Annotated in this window: 16 protein-coding genes and 1 riboswitch; of the genes, 13 read left to right on the top strand and 3 right to left on the bottom strand. The window is 40.3% G+C overall.

All coding sequences use genetic code 11. The features are described 5' to 3' along the window. Positions 1-379: 379 nt before the first annotated feature. From BZJ21_RS08880 to BZJ21_RS08915, 8 genes are all read left to right on the top strand, one after another. Complete coding sequence (locus BZJ21_RS08880) at positions 380-1,663, top strand: MFS transporter (RefSeq protein WP_069363095.1); 1,284 nt, start codon at positions 380-382, stop codon at positions 1,661-1,663. Between the two features lie 24 nt (positions 1,664-1,687). Next, positions 1,688-2,851 (top strand): MFS transporter, encoded by a 1,164-nt coding sequence (locus BZJ21_RS08885; RefSeq protein WP_077669593.1) that lies wholly within the window; start codon positions 1,688-1,690, stop codon positions 2,849-2,851. Between the two features lie 70 nt (positions 2,852-2,921). Then, a riboswitch (molybdenum cofactor riboswitch) is annotated at positions 2,922-3,077 on the top strand. Next, complete coding sequence (gene moaA / locus BZJ21_RS08890) at positions 3,067-4,038, top strand: GTP 3',8-cyclase MoaA (RefSeq protein ID WP_021022851.1); 972 nt, start codon at positions 3,067-3,069, stop codon at positions 4,036-4,038. It overlaps the preceding riboswitch by 11 nt. Before the next feature lie 4 nt (positions 4,039-4,042). Beyond that, positions 4,043-4,627: a molybdenum cofactor guanylyltransferase gene (gene mobA / locus BZJ21_RS08895; RefSeq protein WP_021022852.1), complete on the top strand. Its 585-nt coding sequence runs from the start codon at positions 4,043-4,045 to the stop codon at positions 4,625-4,627. Next, positions 4,620-5,156 carry a molybdenum cofactor biosynthesis protein B gene (moaB, locus tag BZJ21_RS08900; protein WP_021022853.1) on the top strand — a complete coding sequence of 179 codons (537 nt, stop codon included), beginning with the start codon at positions 4,620-4,622 and terminating at the stop codon, positions 5,154-5,156. Before mobA ends, moaB begins: the two co-directional genes overlap by 8 nt. Before the next feature lie 2 nt (positions 5,157-5,158). After that, a complete protein-coding gene (moaC, locus tag BZJ21_RS08905) occupies positions 5,159-5,641 on the top strand; it encodes a cyclic pyranopterin monophosphate synthase MoaC (protein WP_021022854.1) in 483 nt (160 codons plus the stop codon). Further along, the gene (locus BZJ21_RS08910) at positions 5,634-5,879 is read left to right on the top strand and encodes a MoaD/ThiS family protein (RefSeq protein WP_021022855.1); all 246 of its coding nucleotides are present in this window, start codon (positions 5,634-5,636) and stop codon (positions 5,877-5,879) included. Before moaC ends, BZJ21_RS08910 begins: the two co-directional genes overlap by 8 nt. Positions 5,880-5,881: 2 nt before the next feature. Beyond that, complete coding sequence (locus tag BZJ21_RS08915; protein ID WP_021022856.1) at positions 5,882-6,340, top strand: molybdenum cofactor biosynthesis protein MoaE; 459 nt, start codon at positions 5,882-5,884, stop codon at positions 6,338-6,340. A 38-nt stretch (positions 6,341-6,378) separates the two neighbouring features. Here the strand turns inward: BZJ21_RS08915 and moeA are convergent, their stop codons facing one another. The 3 genes from moeA to BZJ21_RS08930 are packed head-to-tail and all read right to left on the bottom strand — an operon-like array spanning position 6,379 to position 10,142. Further along, positions 6,379-7,611, bottom strand: a complete 1,233-nt coding sequence (moeA, locus tag BZJ21_RS08920) for a molybdopterin molybdotransferase MoeA (protein ID WP_077669594.1) — start codon at positions 7,609-7,611, stop codon at positions 6,379-6,381. Between the two features lies 1 nt (position 7,612). Then, entirely contained in the window at positions 7,613-8,272 is a 660-nt protein-coding gene (narL, locus tag BZJ21_RS08925; RefSeq protein ID WP_021022858.1) for a two-component system response regulator NarL, read from the bottom strand. Next, positions 8,265-10,142 (bottom strand): histidine kinase, encoded by a 1,878-nt coding sequence (locus BZJ21_RS08930; protein ID WP_077669595.1) that lies wholly within the window; start codon positions 10,140-10,142, stop codon positions 8,265-8,267. The genes narL and BZJ21_RS08930 overlap by 8 nt, the downstream gene beginning before the upstream one ends. A 251-nt stretch (positions 10,143-10,393) precedes the next feature. Here BZJ21_RS08930 and BZJ21_RS08935 point away from each other — a divergent pair, with 251 nt between their 5' ends. From BZJ21_RS08935 to BZJ21_RS08955, 5 genes are read left to right on the top strand one after another with little or no spacing between them, the layout of a single operon-like run. Further along, a complete protein-coding gene (locus tag BZJ21_RS08935; protein ID WP_077669596.1) occupies positions 10,394-14,167 on the top strand; it encodes a nitrate reductase subunit alpha in 3,774 nt (1,257 codons plus the stop codon). Continuing rightward, positions 14,139-15,695, top strand: a complete 1,557-nt coding sequence (gene narH / locus BZJ21_RS08940; RefSeq protein ID WP_236719539.1) for a nitrate reductase subunit beta — start codon at positions 14,139-14,141, stop codon at positions 15,693-15,695. The genes BZJ21_RS08935 and narH overlap by 29 nt, the downstream gene beginning before the upstream one ends. Positions 15,696-15,700: 5 nt before the next feature. Further along, entirely contained in the window at positions 15,701-16,465 is a 765-nt protein-coding gene (gene narJ, locus BZJ21_RS08945; RefSeq protein ID WP_077669597.1) for a nitrate reductase molybdenum cofactor assembly chaperone, read from the top strand. A gap of 2 nt (positions 16,466-16,467) precedes the next feature. Next, the gene (gene narI, locus BZJ21_RS08950) at positions 16,468-17,148 is read left to right on the top strand and encodes a respiratory nitrate reductase subunit gamma (RefSeq protein ID WP_021022864.1); all 681 of its coding nucleotides are present in this window, start codon (positions 16,468-16,470) and stop codon (positions 17,146-17,148) included. A gap of 52 nt (positions 17,149-17,200) precedes the next feature. Continuing rightward, entirely contained in the window at positions 17,201-17,995 is a 795-nt protein-coding gene (locus tag BZJ21_RS08955; protein ID WP_021022865.1) for a peptidylprolyl isomerase, read from the top strand. The last annotated feature ends 213 nt before the right edge of the window (positions 17,996-18,208 follow it).

Raw genomic sequence — 18,208 nt, forward strand, 5'->3', positions numbered from 1 at the left:
CCCCCATGATTCAAACAGAAAAGGATTTCTTACTTTCCTTTAATAAAGCACTCAATGAAAAAGAAAACAATGACTAGCAGGAGGTACTCGGACACCATTTTTTGGTGCAGAGTGAGTATCTAATAGTAGGTAATTAAATTATTTTCCTTATAATTTCAGTTGGTTATGCATGGCGGTGCCATATTGTTCTAGTCTAGTTCATTTTAAATTCAGTTTAGTTCCTATTAATGTCTTTCTATATGTAGAATTACATAATGTTTAATACTATTGCATACTACCAATGGAGTACTTTTTGAGTAAATCATGATACTTTAAGTGTATGGAGGTTTCCTTCTTTATCTTATAAGTTTTATCTAGCTATGAGTCGGAGGAAAGCCATATGGCACAGGCAGTCGATAGTTCAAAGGCGCAACAGAGATTTGCGTTGGGAATGTCAACATTTTCGTTTACGCTTTGTTTTGCCATGTGGACGGTATTTTCCATATTGGGTGTAAAAATAGCGGAAGAGTTTCAGCTTTCTAGCACGGAACTGGGGCTGTTAATGGCGACACCGATTCTCACAGGTTCAGTCAGTCGATTGTTTTTGGGAATCGCGTCTGACTACTTTGGGGGCCGTACTGTTTTTGCGGTTGTCATGCTCCTGTCGTCCGGTTCTGCATGGTTGCTGAGTCTATCTCACAGTTACTACTTGCTGTTGCTTTGCGCACTGGGCATTGGCTTGGCAGGTGGTAGCTTCGTTGTTGGTGTGGCATATATATCGGCGTGGTTTAAGAAAAACCAACAAGGTACAGCTTTAGGGATATTTGGCGCGGGAAATGTCGGCTCTTTTGTGACCTCACTCTGTATGCCAATGCTCTTACTGGTCATGGACTGGCGCAGTGCAGTACAAGTTTATGCAATTATTTTGGCTACAGCAGGAGTTGGATTTTTTTTTCTCGCAAAAAACGAACGACGAGAAACACCGCGAGAGCAAGTATCTATATATAGCCAGCTCCAGCCTTTGAAAGAGGTGAGGGTCTGGCGATTCTCCTTGTACTACTTTTTTGTTTTCGGCGCCTTTGTGGCATTAGCACTATGGTTACCCCAATATACAATCGGTGTATTCGATGTATCCTTGGCTCAAGCAGGCTTGATAGTAGGGCTTTACACGGTTCCAGGTTCACTGTTTAGAATACTTGGTGGAATATTATCGGACAGGTATGGTGCTCGTAAAGTGATGTACTGGACGTTTATCGCATCAGTAGTCTGCACCTTTATTCTTAGTTATCCCAATACACATTACAGTGTTGAGGGAATACGAGGTGTTATTAATTTCTCATTAGAAACTAACGTCTATCAATTTGCTGTAATCTGTATCGTGCTAGGTTTTTTCATGTCTTTAGGAAAAGCGGCAGTTTTTAAACATATCCCTGTTTATTATCCCAATAATGTGGGTGTTGTAAGTGGTGCTGTTGGTATGGTTGGCGGGCTTGGTGGCTTCTTTCTTCCTCTGACATTTGGCATGTTAAATGATCTAGTTGGAGTCTGGCAAACATGCTTTATGTTGCTCTTTGTATTATGCAGTTTGGCGTTAACCTGGATGCATTTTGCGATTAGAAAATCTGAAAGCAAAGAATGGCGATCAGGAAGAACTGAAAATGACCTTCCAGAACTAACCGAATAAAAAAGGAATGAAAAGGAGATAGAGATGGTAACCATTATGCATTTATTTATCTCCTTCCTTGTATGGGGAGCCTGGCCCGTTGTTGTCTTTAATCTTCCAGACTATGGGTATAACCTAACATTCATTTCGAAGCTTATCCTGATCTTGTTTTGTTTTTTGGGAAGTAGTTTGTCTCGAATTCTTTGGGATTTTCTAGCGACAATTTTCGGTGTGATTAATTGGTTGCTAATTTCTACACTTCTCCTCATTTTACCATGTTTATGGATGGCTGCTATTATACTCTTTCCTAGCGAAAATTATATTATGTTGTTGGCAGTTTCTAGCTTGACAGGCTTAGCATCTGGTAGTTCAGTCACAGTAATGCGATTTATGATGTTGCGATTTAGTCAGCGTGATGCAGTATCTAGAATTACTTACGCTGATAGTATTGGTGGCATTGGTTTTTCATTCTCATTCTTTATAGGACTTTTGTTTTCTCAAAGTGGTATAAGTCAGGGTTGTTTTTATTTATATCCGCTTTTGTATATACCGCTAGTTTTTGTTTTATTTTTTGTTCTTTGGTTTTCAGTTAAAAGAGATAGAGACTTTCCCAAGATAGATAAAGTATTTACTTGTGATCTAAATAATAAAGAATTTTTTTCAGCTATTATATATGGCAGTTCGCTCGCTTTTTTATTGGGAGCAACGTTTGTATTCCCATTTATTACTCGGCTTTACTTTAAAAGTGTAAATCCACTAGATTATGCTTTTTTTGTCCCGATCATGGGCGTTGTTGGGAAAGCTTTCGGTAATTTTATTACTGAGAGAGGATCCGATATTAAGCGGCTGTTTATTATAAATGCAGTTGTCGTCGTAGTATGCCTTTTAATATTTATGACAGGTTTTAGTGTAGAAGGATCTTTTGTTTTATACATTTCATTTTATTTATTATTTATGTTTGTCTTGGGGGTTGAGTCAGGAATAGCTATGTCTGTTTCCTCTTCCTTATATGAAGAAGAGGTGAGTCGTATGCATAAGAATGTGTTTTCGTTTTTTGGTGTGAGTGGGGCACTGAGCGCATTATTCTCAATGTTTATTCCTACGTCGATTATTATGTTTTATCCAGACATGTCTTTATTCATTTCATTTTTACTTATTTTGAAACTAACTCTAGTGCTACTTTTAGCCAAGAAGCAAACAAATCAATGACTTGTCCGATACTCCTTTGTGGGTATACATAAAGGACTATATAGTTTTGGTACATCAGAGACTATAGTAAGACTTTAATCAACCCGAAGCACATTGTCGTCTACGTACAAGGTACACCCGTATTTGTATATGAGCAATGAACCGTAGTATTTAGTGGATGCTACCGGGTTGGCTTGGGAAACCAGCCAGCCTCCCGGATTTGGAAAGGTGTTGACATGCTATATGACGCATTTGGTCGTAGGTTCGAGTATCTACGCCTATCGGTAACAGATTTATGTAATTTCCGTTGCAACTACTGCCTACCCAATGGTAATGATTGCAATGCTGGCAAAAACGAACTGTCACTATTTGAGATAGAAACTTTACTGCATGCCTTTTCTCTTTTGGGAACCTCTAAAATTAGAATAACAGGTGGTGAGCCAACATTAAGAAAAGATCTTTGTGATATCATCGCTATTGCTGCATCCACAAGTGGCATAAAGAAAGTGGCGATGACGTCTAACGCCTTTAATCTTCCCAAAACTCTACCTAAATATATCAAGTCAGGACTTTCAGCGTTAAACATTAGTGCTGACTCATTAAATCCATATCAGTTTCGAGCCATAACGGGGAAGCAAAAGCTGCACTCGGTCCTTGATACCATTGATCTCGCTCTAGATAGTGGTTTGGATAACGTGAAAATTAACACTGTATTGATGAAACAATACAACTTAGACCAGTGGGAACAGTTTTTAGCCTTTACAAAAGATAAGGAAGTTACTTGGCGTTTTATTGAGCTGATGCGTACCGGCGACAATAGCGATTTTCACCGAAGTCAACACGTAAGTGGACAGGTGCTGCAAAATCGTCTTATTGAGCAAGGTTGGAAAAAGACACAAAAAGAAGCGAATGCAGGTCCAGCAGATGAATACTCTCACCCTGACTATACAGGAAAAATTGGCTTGATCATGCCCTATAGTGAAGAGTTTTGTAAGTCTTGTAATCGACTTCGGGTTTCTTCTACCGGAAATTTACACCTATGTCTTTTTGCTAGTAGCGCATCAAGTCTTCGAGACAATTTGTGTCGAGGAGATATTGTTGGTACGAAAGAACAGATCGAAGCATTGCTCCAGTATAAGCGTGAGAGCCATTTATTACATCATGATAATAGTGGAATGACAAAAAACCTGGCGATGTTAGGCGGTTAGTATCATGAGCAATGATAAAGAGAGAAAGGTTGTCGGTGTGGTACTGGCGGGTGGCCTGTCTAAAAGGATGGGGGAAGATAAAGCACTTCTTGCTTATGGTGCCCAGCCCCTTGTTGAAAGACAAGCTACCATACTGAGACAGTCAATATGCGATGAGGTTATTATTTGCGCAGGTGAAAAAGAGTATAGCGATATACGCGATATATATTCAAATCGAGGTCCTTTGGGGGGTATTTATTCTGCAATGATTTATTTCCCTCAATCTATTCTCGTTTTTATACCTATAGACATGCCACTTATAACTTCATTGACAATAACCTCTTTGATTCGTGAAGTTAAGAAAAAAAATGAATCAAAAAAAGTATCTAAAAGTAATGTTTTTCCTTTAGTTCTCATGAACAGTAAAAGAGAAAAAGAAATCATCAATCACGTTCTTAAGGAAAATAGAGAGCTTTCTGTTAATCGTGCGTGTGACAAACTCGCAGTCAGTTCAGGTGAGTTATGTGTCAATCATGATGAACTACACAATTGTAATACACCCGAAGAATGGCACTATGCGAAACACCTATTGGAGAGTATAAATGGCTGATCATACATCAAACTTTGTTCCTTTAAATGTAGCGGTGTTAACTGTTTCAGATACCCGAAAAAGCTGTAATGACACCTCAGGTAATTTTCTATCTTTATCGGTAAAAGAGGCCGGTCACCGTGTTAATGAACACCTAATCGTGCGTGATAGTATCTATGATATTAGAGCGGCTGTGTCTAGATGGATAGCTGACGATTCTATCTCTGCCATAATAATTACTGGTGGGACAGGGTTTAGTGATCGAGATTCGACACCAGAAGCAATTAAGCCTCTTTTCGACAAGGAAGTTGAAGGGTTTGGTGAAATATTTAGGTTGGTGTCTTATCAAGAAATTGGCACCTCGACCATTCAATCTCGTTGTGTAGCAGGTATCGCGAATAGAACGATCATATTCGCTCTACCTGGATCGACAGGTGCATGTAAAACAGGTTGGAAAACGCTAATCAAGGAACAGTTGGATGCCGAACATGGCCCATGTAATTTTGTTCCTCACATTGCTGATGCGAATGAATGTGTGTCGAGAGGCTAATTATGTGTGAGTTTAGTCATATCAATGCCACAGGCCAAGCAAATATGGTCGATGTCAGCAACAAAGGGATAACGAGGCGAGAGGCAGTTGCGATCGGAACTTTAAAAATGTCTCCATCGACTGTAAATAGCATCAAAGAGAATCAGATTAAAAAAGGGGATGTCCTTTCAACTGCCAGGATAGCAGGGATCCAAGCAGCAAAAAAATGCTCTGACCTTATCCCACTGTGTCATCAACTGAATCTATCAAAAATATGGATAGACTTTGAGCTCCTTCCTAACGGTATTCAAATTACTTGTGGTTGTATTTTAGATGGCAAAACAGGGGTTGAGATGGAAGCATTAACCGGTGTTTCGGTAGCGGCGCTTACCTTGTTTGATATGTGCAAAGCTGCCGATAAAAACATGATTATCGAAGGGGTTCACGTACGACATAAATCTGGTGGACAGTCTGGTAGTATAGACAGAGGAATGGGTTATGATTGAAATCAGGTTTTTCGGTTTGCTAAGAGAAAGGATAGGTGAAAGTGTCATTAGCCTTGAGGTACCAACTCCTCTACCTGTTTCTGAATTGATAAAACATCTAATCGAACAGAACACAGCTTTTTTATGGCTTAATGATCTTGATGTAATATCCGCGGTCAATCATACGATTGTAGAGAGCGACTTTTCGATCAATAAAAATGATGAAGTCGCGTTTTTCCCGCCAGTTACTGGGGGCTAATTATGTATAGGATTCAAGAAGATCACCTAGATATAAATCAGCTTACTCAAGCACTGACTGAGAGCAGCAGCGAATGCGGTGCCATTGTTACCTTTGTTGGCCGAGTGCGTGGGAGTTCTGAGAAAAACCGAAGTGTCAAAGAGATATATTTAGAAAGCTATCTATCAATGACAAACAAAGCAATGATGGAAATTACCGAGGAGGTCCAGCTTAGATGGAGTGCAGTAGAAAAGATTTCTATTGTGCATCGCATAGGTGTGATTGGGCTTTGTGAGCCAATTGTATTTGTTGGTGTGTCCAGCAAACATAGAAAAGATAGCTTCGAGGCAGCCAGCTTTATTATGGACCAGCTAAAAATATCAGTACCTTTATGGAAAAAAGAAAACATTGAGGAACAAGGTTGGGTGTGGGTAAGCGCTAAACCTTCAGACAAACAAGCGGCTTTGCGCTGGCGTCTATAATGGAAATTAGGGTGACGTCATCTAGTCACCCCTTAGTCTTATAAACCGGGAATGAAGGCAAAGGGAAGCACCTCAACACTGACCCCCTCCGCGACATCCTCACTATCTTTCGGTAAGCGAATGAGGCAGTTAGCTTTGCATACAGACATAAGTAATGCCGAGCCTTGTGCCCCTGAGCTTGCGACGCTTAATTGTCCTTGCTCGTTTATTGAATAAACACCACGTTGGTAATCTGTGCGCCCAGGACGTTTTTTTAGCGATGTGGTTAATGTGGCGGTGAGCCATTGTGGGTAAATGGTGGAACTACCGCTCAGCTTTAATAAACCTGGAATAGCTAGGATCTGACAGGTGAGCAATGCCGATACTGGATTACCTGGTAAACCGAAAAATGGGGTAGCTCCCACATGTCCAAAAGCAAACGGTTTACCTGGCTTGATAGCTAATTTCCAAAAATCAATGTCACCTTGTTCTTTGAGTACTTCTGTTGTGAAGTCTGCATCTCCAACCGATACACCTCCCGATGTTATTATCGCGTCAGCATCCTCTGCTTTTTTGATTGCTGTTTCTATCGCTTTTTTATCATCAGGAATGATGCCAAGATCTAAAATGTTAAACCCAGAGGCTTTGAGTAAGTGAATAAGCATTGGTTTGTTTGAGTCATAAATAAGTCCAGGGGCTTTGGTCTTATTGACTGAGATTATTTCATCACCGGTTGAGAAGATAGCGATGGTGACAGGTTGGTATACATTGACTTCTCTCATACCAAACGTTGCCATAATAGCTATATCGGCAGCATTGATCTTTTTATTTTTTTTGAGTACAACTTGCCCTTCTTTTATATCTTCTCCTTTTAATCTGATATTTTGCCCGGCTTGAGGGGTGGAATGTACCTGGATCCTTTTTCCTTGAACTGTGACTTTTTCTCTCATTACAACAGTGTCTATTCCTTCTGGAACCGTAGCCCCCGTCATAATTCTTATGCATTCACCGCTTTTGATGGAGCCCCTAAAGGGATGCCCAGCTAATGACTCCCCAACTTCTTTAAATTCACTATGACGCTTGAAATCGTCATGAATAAATCCAAATCCGTCCATTGCTGAATTATCACAAAAAGGCGTATCAAAGGGTGCAAAAATATCCTCAGCGAGGTACCGACCACCCGCAATGTCTAACTGAACGATTTCAGTTTTGTTTTTAAACTCAATAGCATCTACGATTTTTTCTTGCGCATCTTCGACTGTTAATACCGATGCTTCGTTACAGCATTCCATTTCAAACCTCTTTATCTTCGTTAACCATCCAAACCGCGGCTTCTACTCGGGAGCGTAGGTTTAACTTTTTTAGTAGGTGCTTTACATGCACTTTGACTGTCCCATCAGATATATCTAGCTCTCTGGCAATAAGCTTGTTACTCAGTCCTTTTGCGATCAATTTGATGATTTCTTTTTCTCTGGCGGTGAGGCTTGACAATGTTCGCTGGTCACTGTGGGGAGCAGGCTGGCGTAGTGCGCCCGCAAGTGTTTGTGTGAGTTTAGGACTGATTGCCATTTTTCCCACAGCCGCTTGCTTAATGGACTCAACGATATCGTCAGGATCCATATCTTTTAGTAAATATCCGTCAACACCTAACCTTATCGCTTCGACAACATCATCATCTTGGTCAGAGACAGTTAACATGATAATGCGTCCTGTATAACCAGAATCTCTGAGTGCTCGTATCGTTTCTAATCCATTCATGCCGTCCATATTAAGATCTAACGTTACTAAGTCTGGGTCGAGCTCTGTTACCAATCCGACCGCATCATAGCCAGAGTCAGCTTCTCCAACCACTTTTAAGTCATTATCCAATGAAAAGAGTTGCGACAAACCTCTGCGAAAAACAGGGTGATCATCGACCATTAAGATCGTCCCAATTGATGAATTTTCAGTCATAAGTTTTCTCTACATCTAAAGGAATGTTAAATTCAGGTTGGAAGTCAAATCTAACCTCTGTACCCCCTTTTGCGTGATTACCAATTGTAAGCGTGCCTTTTAAGCTTCTACTCCTTTCCTTCATAATAGCAAGACCATAGTGGTTTTCTTTTTTGGCTAATGTATCAATTCCGATCCCGTCATCATGAATTAACAAAGTGACGTAACCATTTTTTTTGCGACTTGTAAGAAGAATAACGATTTTACTTCCTTCGGAATGATGAATGGCATTCTGTACTGCTTCTCTAGCGATTTGTAGTAGGTGAACTTGCTCAGTAGCCGAAAAAGGCATATTTTTAATTTCATTATTAAATTTAATTTCTTTATCACTGAAACGATCTGATAATTGTTTAAAGCTTTCCTGGAGTGCCTCGTGTAAGTTACTACCCTCAAGTTTTAATCTGAAAGTGGTCAACAGTTCTCTGAGTTCCTTGTATGCACCATTTAACGCAGTTTTTATATCTGAAATCGTATTCTCGATACTGATATCAACCGACGGATCAGTGAGTCCTTTTTGTAATACAGCAACCTGTATTTTTAAGTAGGACAGTGCTTGTGCGAGAGAGTCATGTAACTCACGCGCGATAACGGTACGTTCACGAGCGAGTGCTAATCGTCGTCCCTCGTCTTGGCGATGTTTTAAACTTAATGTAATCGCGAACTGCTCTGCAACAGACTGAATAAGCTGTGATTGCCAAGGATGGAGTGGTTCATGGTTACGAGGTACACAGTTCAATACACCGAAATGATTATGATCATAGACGAGAGGAAATGTGTAGGCTTCCTCGGATTCCAGCGGACTATCGAAGCTTACACAATCACTGCAATCTCGATTGCGGCAGCTCAATGGCAAGATACTCTTTTTAGTATTTAAATGATGGTAGGGTTTGGTGCCATTTTCTGTCATCAGACATAGCTCTAACCCTTCAATACCTGTTACTTCTGACAGTTTCGAAAGATGTGGTTGAAAATCAATATTGCTTCCATGGGAGTGATTGGATTTATTGGAAATAGAGTAAAGTAGTTGAATAGACTCATTGGTTCTTTCTAGCTGCTTTGTTTTTTTTCGCACTTTCTCTTCCATGCGAATATGTGAGTCATTAATAGCTCTAACCATTCTGTTAATGGTTTTGGCAAGAATTGATAGTTCGTCATGACCATGCTCATCAGCTTGAACTGTGTAGTCACCTTGACCTATTTTAGTCGCTATTATCGTTAAATCTGAGAGTGGGCGTCTAATGAGATGGTTGACCATATAAATCGCTAAGAATATAAATGAGATTGTAATTAAAAGAGATGCGGCTTGTATTTGTCTGATCAAACGGTTGTTGTCTTCAGCATGTACTTGATAAGTTTTTACTAGATGGTCGATGTTAGCAACGAGATCGTTTAATTTTTTTTCTAGCTTATTCAGTTTTTGGTTTGTTAGATGTGAATCTAAAATTAGCGGCTTAATTTCATTGTTCCAATCGTACCAGATAGCGTCATGTAATTTTTTCTTTTCCGTTTTTTTAGTAGCTTGCATTAGTACAGGATTAGACAATTTTTTCTCAAAATCACTTATTAAACGGTCTATTTCTTCAGATTTATTATTGGTTATTTTCTTATTCAAAATAAGATAGGATTGCATACGCATTGAACCAGATAAATTTATTGCATGAGCATCAGTCTGTGCATTATCTGAAATATACACGGCTGAGACCATACTGACCAAGGCGATAATGCTAATCATTATCAATAAAGATCCGATTTTGAATACGAGAGAGTCGAAAATACCAATAGAACGGTTTATACCCTGCTCATCAGGGGTTACCTCTAAGTAATTGGTCATAATAATACAGTCCGTCTATTTGCTTTCTAAGTTGTCTATTGTATTGAAAATCAAGTTTTTTACTAGATACTCACTCATACCCCTTTATGGGTAGTTGTCTGTTTTTTGCTGTTTTTACCGTATTGCATAATACCTGCACTTGACGTCTACTTATATACACAGAGTACATTCGAAAACGAGTTTAGGATTAGTCGCAGTTTAACGTATCACGTTAACCGTTTACTAGTTAAGCCATCGAAAAGGAGTCAGGCATGAGCCACTTTCTAAATCGGCTACGTTATTTTACCCAGAAAAGAGAAAACTTTTCTGAAGGTCATGGCGTGACAACGCAAGAGCCCCGCCAGTGGGAAGACAGTTATAGGCAACGTTGGCAGCATGATAAGGTTGTACGTTCAACTCACGGCGTCAACTGTACCGGTTCATGCAGTTGGAAAATCTATGTCAAGAATGGACTTGTAACGTGGGAAACGCAACAAACCGATTATCCTAGAACTCGTCCTGACCTTCCTAATCATGAGCCTCGAGGTTGCCCACGCGGTGCGAGTTATTCATGGTACATATATAGTGCGAATAGACTTAAATACCCCAAAATTCGTAAGCGCTTAATTAAACTATGGCGTGAAGCAAAAAAGCAGCATGCCAACCCTGTAGACGCTTGGGAGTCAATTGTTACTAATCCCACAAAAACACGAGAATATAAAGAAAAACGTGGTATGGGTGGGTTCGTTCGCGCGCACTGGGATGAAGTCTACGAAATCATTGGTGCGTCTAATGTCTACACGGCCAAAGAGTATGGGCCCGATCGTATCTTTGGATTCTCGCCTATCCCAGCGATGTCGATGATTTCATATGCGGCAGGTGCACGTTATCTGTCATTAATCGGTGGTAATTGCTTAAGTTTCTATGACTGGTATTGCGACCTTCCTCCTGCATCACCGCAAGTTTGGGGAGAGCAAACTGATGTCCCCGAGTCAGCGGATTGGTACAACTCAAATTATATTATGTGTTGGGGGTCGAATGTTCCACAAACACGCACACCCGACGCTCACTTCTTAACTGAAGTGCGATATAAGGGGACGAAAGTAATTGGCATTACCCCTGATTATTCTGAGGTGGCTAAACTTACCGATCAATGGTTAGCACCCAAGCAAGGAACCGACGCCGCACTAAGCATGGCATTCGGACATGTCATTCTTAAAGAGTTTTATGTCAACAAAACAACACAGTATTTCGATGATTATGTACGACGTTATTCGGATATGCCAATGCTCGTCATGTTGGAACCGTCCGAAAAAGGAGGTCTGCAGCAAGGGAGGTTCCTTCGTGCGAGTGACTTGGATGACAAAGCTGGACAAGACAATAACCCCGAGTGGAAAACCATTGCAATTGATGAGTCATCAAATATGCTCACGTCGCCGAAAGGCTCGATTGGCTATCGATGGGGGGAACGCGATGCTAAATGGAATCTTGAGCAACGTGATGGTGCAACGAATCGTGATGTGAAACTCCGCCTGAGCTTAAAAGATGATCACGATGAGATTATTACCGTAAATTTCCCATATTTTGGGGGCAATGAACATGAACTTGGCTACTTCCAACATACAGTTCATGATGAAGTAACAACGCATCGTATCCCGGCTAAAAAGATCAAGCTTGCCGATAAGTCGGAAGCTTGGGTCACTACTGTATTTGACTTAACGCTTGCTAACTATGGTGTTGACAATGGATATGATGATCCGAATTGCGCACAATCCTATAGCGATAATCTTGCCTATACGCCAGCTTGGCAGGAACAAATAACAGGCGTCCCCCAAAATGATGTGATTAAAATTGCAAATGAATTTGCTGACACTGCAGCAAAAACACGTGGTCGTTCCATGATCATTGTCGGTGCTGGTTTGAATCACTGGTACAACATGGACATGAACTATCGTGGTTTAATCAATATGCTAATCATGTGCGGTTGTATTGGACAAAGCGGTGGTGGTTGGGCTCACTATGTAGGTCAAGAAAAACTTCGTCCACAAACAGGCTGGCAGCCTTTAGCATTTGGTTTGGATTGGAGTCGCCCACCTCGTCATATGAATGGCACATCCTTCTTTTATGCACATTCTGATCAGTGGCGTTATGAAAAGCTACATATGAGTGAAATTGTCTCTCCTTTATCTAATAAAAAAGATTGGGAGGGCTCGATCATAGACTTTAATTCACGTGCAGAACGCATGGGTTGGCTGCCGTCAGCGCCACAGTTGAGTAAAAATCCCTTGAAGGTGTGCCGAGATGCACATGAGCAAGGGCAAGATCCGGTAGATTATACGGTGGATCAATTAAAAGCAGGAAGCTTAAAATTTGCCTGTTTAGATCCTGACAATCCAAAAAACTATCCTCGAAACATGTTTATCTGGCGGTCTAATTTACTTGGATCTTCAGGGAAAGGTCATGAATATATGCTTCGTCACCTTCTGGGCACCAAGCACGGCTTGCTTGGTAAAGACTTAGGCGAGGAAGGGGAAGAGAAGCCTGAAGATATAAAATGGCGTGATAGTGCACCTGAAGGAAAGATTGATCTTTTAGTTACACTAGACTTCAGAATGTCTACAACTTGTTTGTATTCAGATATTGTTCTACCTACCGCAACTTGGTATGAAAAGGACGATTTGAATACGTCCGATATGCATCCATTTATTCATCCTTTATCTAAAGCTGTGGATCCTGTTTGGCAATCAAAAAGTGATTGGGAAATTTTCAAAGGGATTGCAAAATCTTTCTCCCAACAGTGCGAAGGACACTTAGGTGTAGAACAAGATATTGTCACCGTGCCTATGCAACATGATACTCCTGGTGAACTAGCCCAGCCATTCGACATTAAGGCGTGGTGGAAAGGAGAGTGTGATCTCATTCCTGGCAAGACAGCGCCAAATATGATGGTGGTGGAGCGAGATTATCCGAATACCTATGCAAAGTTCACGTCATTAGGGCCACTCCTGGATACACTAGGAAACGGTGGTAAGGGGATTAATTGGAATACACAAGACGAAGTTAAATTCTTAGGTGAGTTGAATAAAAAGCACATTAAACCAGGTGTTAACCAAGGCAGACCAAAAATTGAATCAGCCATTGACGCAGCAGAAGTCGTTTTATCATTAGCGCCGGAGACAAATGGACAAGTAGCTGTCAAGGCTTGGGAGTCAATTAGTAAAGTTACCGGTCTTGATCACACTCACTTAGCCAAGCCTAAAGAAGAAGAGAAACTTCGATTTAGAGATATTGTTGCGCAACCACGTAAAATTATTAGCTCACCGACTTGGTCCGGGTTAGAAGACGAGCATGTTTCTTACAATGCTGGATATACCAATGTTCACGAGCTAATTCCTTGGCGTACGATTACAGGTCGACAACAATTTTATCAAGATCATCAATGGATGCGTGATTTTGGTGAAATGCACTGTCTTTATAAGCCGCCGGTCAACCTGAAAACCACGCAAAATGTGCAGGGTATGAAGCCTAATGGTAACAATGAAGTCGTTTTGAATTGGATTACTCCACATCAAAAGTGGGGAATTCATAGTACGTATTCAGATAATTTACTTATGCTGACACTATCACGTGGTGGACCAATTATTTGGATGTCAGAAACAGACGCGACTGCGGCTGGCATTGAAGATAATGATTGGATCGAAGCATTTAACGCAAATGGTGCGATTGCTGCTAGAGCCGTTGTTTCTCAACGTGTCCCCGAAGGAATGGGAATGATGTATCACGCGCAAGAGCGGATTGTGAACATACCGGGTTCCGAGCTAACTGGTACTAGAGGTGGTATTCATAACTCTGTAACTCGAGCAATTATGAAGCCAACCCATATGATTGGGGGTTATGCACAACAATCTTACGGATTTAACTATTACGGCACTGTAGGTTGTAATCGTGATGAGTTTGTAGTAGTTCGAAAAATGGATCGCGTGGATTGGCTGGATGATGATAGTGAAGATGTATTAGATGAAAACCTTCACGAGGTGGAGAAATAATATGAAAGTTAGAGCTCAAATCGGCATGGTTTTGAATCTCGACAAGTGTATAGGCTGTCACACTTGCTCGGTTACCTGTAAAAATGTATGGACATCGCGTGAAGGAATGGAGTATGCGTGGTTTAATAATGTTGAAACTAAACCTGGCATCGGCTATCCCAAAGAATGGGAAAATCAAGAAAAATGGAACGGTGGTTGGATTCGAACTAAGCAAGGAAAATTAGAGCCGAAACAAGGTGGGAAACGTCGGATTTTAGCTAATATATTCGCAAACCCCGACTTACCTGAAATTGACGATTACTACGAACCATTTGACTTTGATTATCAGCACCTTCATCGTGCGGGAGAAAGTAAGCATCAGCCCGTTGCGCGACCCCGTTCGCTGATTTCCGGAAAACGGATGGAAAAAATTGAATGGGGGCCTAACTGGGAGGAGATCTTAGGTACCGAATTCAAAAAACGTCGCAAAGATAAGAACTTTGATCAAATCCAAGCAGACATTTATGGTCAGTTCGAAAATACGTTTATGATGTATTTACCGCGTTTATGCGAGCACTGTCTTAATCCTGCATGTGTTGCGTCTTGTCCAAGTGGTGCCATCTATAAACGTGAAGAGGACGGTATTGTACTTATTGACCAAGATAAGTGCCGTGGATGGCGGATGTGTGTCTCTGGGTGTCCTTACAAAAAAATATATTACAATTGGAAAACGGGTAAGTCAGAAAAATGTATTTTTTGTTATCCACGTATTGAAGCAGGGCAACCAACAATTTGTTCTGAAACATGTGTAGGCCGCATTCGTTACTTAGGTGTTATGTTGTACGATGCTGATAAAATTGAGCAAGCGGCATCGGTACCGAATGATAAAGATCTTTATCAAGCGCAAAGAGATATATTTCTAGATCCCTTTGATCCGGCCGTGATCGCTGAAGCTGAGAAAGAAGGCATAGCTGCTAATTGGATTGAAGCAGCGCAACAGTCTCCAGTTTATAAAATGGCTATGGAATGGGAAGTCGCGTTACCGCTTCATCCAGAGTATCGTACTTTGCCGATGGTTTGGTATGTGCCACCTTTATCGCCAATTCAATCCGCAGTTGAAGCCGGAGAAATTGAGAAAAGTAGTGTACTTCCTGACCTAAAGTCATTACGTATTCCGATAAAATATCTTGCTAATTTGCTAACTGCAGGTGAAGAACAACCTGTTATACGGTCACTTGAGCGATTGATGGCAATGCGTGAGTATAAGCGTAGTCAACAAGTTGAGTGTGAGGAAAATTTTGAAGTTCTCGACGCAGTTAAACTAACCCAGGCACAAATTGAAGAAATGTATCAGGTCATGGCGCTTGCAAATTACGAAGACAGGTTCGTAATCCCGACTAGCCATACTAGTTATGCAGAAAATGCTTACGACATCAAAAGCGGTTGTGGTTTTACATTTGGTAATGGGTGTTCGACCGGCGAGACTGACCTATTTGGTGGTAAAAGCCAGACGGTGCGTGAAGTTATCCCCGTAGAGATACAGGAGTAAGAAAAATGACAAACCAAAAAAGTGGAAATAATACTTCACAACTTATTGCACTAATTGGTCGATTGCTAGATTATCCAGAGTTAGAAATCGAATTATATCGAGATGAGTTGATGGATATTGTAACATCTAGTGTTCTATCAAAGAGAAATAAACAAGAGATTATTTCCTTTATAGACCGATGCAGTGAAATGCCATTACTCGATTGGCAGTCTGACTACGATGGGTTGTTTGAACGTGGTCGCTCATTATCTTTATTAATTTATGAACATATTCATGGTGAATCACGAGATCGAGGCCAAGCTATGGTCGACTTACTCGCTCAGTATGAAAAAGCAGGGCTTGAAATTGCGCATAATGAATTGCCTGATCATCTCCCTCTATTTCTTGAATTTTCGTCAACGCAAGGTGAGCAAGGAATTGGTTGGATAGAAGATATTATTCCCGTTTTAAGTTTACTCGCTGTTCGTTTAGAAAAGCGTGAATCAGGGTATGCGAGTTTAATGCGGGGACTGTTGGATTTATGTGGTGCGAAAGTTAATATCTCAGAACTTCGAGAGCAGGTTAAAAATGAAAAAGAAGATCATACACCTAAAGAATTAGATAAAGTATGGGAAGAAGAGGCTGTTACTTTTGGTGGTGATAGCGTTAACGGTGGATGTCCAACCAATCAGCATCGGCCAACTGAGAATCAACGCAAAGATCAGGAAGTGCCAGTAAATTGGATGTCAATGAATGAGACAGCATCAGCCACTCAAACAAAAGAGGTCTAGCTATGAACTTTATCGATATGTTAGTTTTCGGTATTTATCCATATATAGTATCTGTTGTGTTTTTTTTAGGATGCTTGATTCGTTATGATAAAGATCAATACACATGGAAAACCGGTTCAAGTCAAATGCTCTCAAATAAACATTTTCGAGTAGCAAGTAATCTGTTTCACATAGGTATTATTGGCATTTTTTTCGGTCATTTTGGTGGATTAGTTATACCTTACGAAGTGTGGCATATGTTAGGCATTACCCTACAAGCTAAACAGTTAATTGCCATGGGAGCAGGCGGCTTCTTTGGTGTATTATGCTTTATTGGTCTGACTTATTTAGTTTACCGAAGATTGTTTAATCCTAGAATTCGTGCATCAAGTACACGAATGGATACCGCAATTGTTCTAGTTATTTATTTACAACTCATATTAGGTATGTTTTCTATATTCATTTCTAGTGGTCATATGGATGGTCAAGAAATGAAAAACTTAATGACATGGTCGAAGTATTTATTAACCTTTAGACCGGAAGAGGCTATAACCTTTATATCTGATGTTCATTGGATTTATCGTGCACATGTTTTTTGGGGAATAACCTTGTTCCTATTGTTCCCATTTAGTCGATTGGTTCATATTTGGAGTGTGCCTATCGAATATTTGACACGGCAATACCAAATCGTGCGTCAAAAATAAAAAAATGACAAGCCTTCATAGGCTTGTCTTTTCTAGTTATAGGAGTAGTACAATGAATGTGTCAGACGTTCCAGAAATCACTATAAATGAAGTTAAACTAGACTCTTCGATAATAATGCAGGAGGTTCAGTATCATCCTGCAGAAACGAAAAGAGAAGCGATGGTTAAGGCTGTTGAAGCTCTAATTATTAACGAAGTCGTAAAACAACGAGCAGTAAGCTTATCTCTTTGGCCTGAAGACAAAAAACTTGAACCAACTGAAGAGTATGACATTATTGAAAAACTAATACAATTCGAAGGGATCTATCCATCTGCTACTGACGAAGAGTGTTATCATTACTATATAACAAATAAAGATAAGTTTTGTACAGCACCGTTGCTAGAAGTAGATCACATCCTGCTGGCTTGTCCTCCAGAGGATGTTGAAGAGAGAATAAAGGTAGTAGAATTTGCAGAATATTTAATAGAGTTACTAAAAGAAAATAAAGCCACATTCTACGATTTGGCGAAACAATACTCAGCCTGTCCCTCTTCTAAACAAGGGGGGAATTTAGGACAAATCACTCAAGGTCAAACAGTAGCTGAGTTCGAAAAACAAATATTTACCGCGCCCATGGGTCTATTAAATAAACCTATTGAAACCCGCTATGGCGTACATGTGGCCAATATCAATCGTCGAGTTGATGGTAGTCAGCTTGATTTTAATATGGTAAAAGAATCGATATCTCTTTATCTTAATGAGAAGGTTAAACGGAAAAATATTGCACAATATATTCAAACCATATTAATAGACTCAGATATAAAAGGATTTGACTTTCAATTAGAAAACTCACCGCTGATGCAATAATATGAATGATGATCTGAGTATATGATTAAGATACAGAGCGCAGACAGTGTCTGCGCTTTTTTATCTATATGCACCGATGTGTATGCATGTTAATTCTTGCTTGTACGCTCTTTTACTATACCCAATTAACTTGAAGATGCATGATTGAACATCTGAAAGTTATCGTTAATACGAGACGTCAAAGACCCTGCGATCTCAGGAAGAGTCACAGTA

This window comes from Salinivibrio costicola subsp. alcaliphilus, from assembly GCF_001996185.1.
Classification (GTDB): Bacteria; Pseudomonadota; Gammaproteobacteria; order Enterobacterales; family Vibrionaceae; genus Salinivibrio; species Salinivibrio costicola.

What these genes read in the sequence shown, in the direction of transcription:
- BZJ21_RS08880 (WP_069363095.1), top strand. Translation starts at nt 380, where the DNA reads ATGGCACAGGCAGTCGATAGTTCAAAGGCGCAACAGAGATTTGCGTTG.
- BZJ21_RS08885 (WP_077669593.1), top strand. Translation starts at nt 1,688, where the DNA reads ATGGTAACCATTATGCATTTATTTATCTCCTTCCTTGTATGGGGAGCC.
- moaA (WP_021022851.1), top strand. Translation starts at nt 3,067, where the DNA reads ATGCTATATGACGCATTTGGTCGTAGGTTCGAGTATCTACGCCTATCG.
- mobA (WP_021022852.1), top strand. Translation starts at nt 4,043, where the DNA reads ATGAGCAATGATAAAGAGAGAAAGGTTGTCGGTGTGGTACTGGCGGGT.
- moaB (WP_021022853.1), top strand. Translation starts at nt 4,620, where the DNA reads ATGGCTGATCATACATCAAACTTTGTTCCTTTAAATGTAGCGGTGTTA.
- moaC (WP_021022854.1), top strand. Translation starts at nt 5,159, where the DNA reads ATGTGTGAGTTTAGTCATATCAATGCCACAGGCCAAGCAAATATGGTC.
- BZJ21_RS08910 (WP_021022855.1), top strand. Translation starts at nt 5,634, where the DNA reads ATGATTGAAATCAGGTTTTTCGGTTTGCTAAGAGAAAGGATAGGTGAA.
- BZJ21_RS08915 (WP_021022856.1), top strand. Translation starts at nt 5,882, where the DNA reads ATGTATAGGATTCAAGAAGATCACCTAGATATAAATCAGCTTACTCAA.
- moeA (WP_077669594.1), bottom strand. Translation starts at nt 7,611, where the DNA reads ATGGAATGCTGTAACGAAGCATCGGTATTAACAGTCGAAGATGCGCAA.
- narL (WP_021022858.1), bottom strand. Translation starts at nt 8,272, where the DNA reads ATGACTGAAAATTCATCAATTGGGACGATCTTAATGGTCGATGATCAC.
- BZJ21_RS08930 (WP_077669595.1), bottom strand. Translation starts at nt 10,142, where the DNA reads ATGACCAATTACTTAGAGGTAACCCCTGATGAGCAGGGTATAAACCGT.
- BZJ21_RS08935 (WP_077669596.1), top strand. Translation starts at nt 10,394, where the DNA reads ATGAGCCACTTTCTAAATCGGCTACGTTATTTTACCCAGAAAAGAGAA.
- narH (WP_236719539.1), top strand. Translation starts at nt 14,139, where the DNA reads ATGAAAACCTTCACGAGGTGGAGAAATAATATGAAAGTTAGAGCTCAA.
- narJ (WP_077669597.1), top strand. Translation starts at nt 15,701, where the DNA reads ATGACAAACCAAAAAAGTGGAAATAATACTTCACAACTTATTGCACTA.
- narI (WP_021022864.1), top strand. Translation starts at nt 16,468, where the DNA reads ATGAACTTTATCGATATGTTAGTTTTCGGTATTTATCCATATATAGTA.
- BZJ21_RS08955 (WP_021022865.1), top strand. Translation starts at nt 17,201, where the DNA reads ATGAATGTGTCAGACGTTCCAGAAATCACTATAAATGAAGTTAAACTA.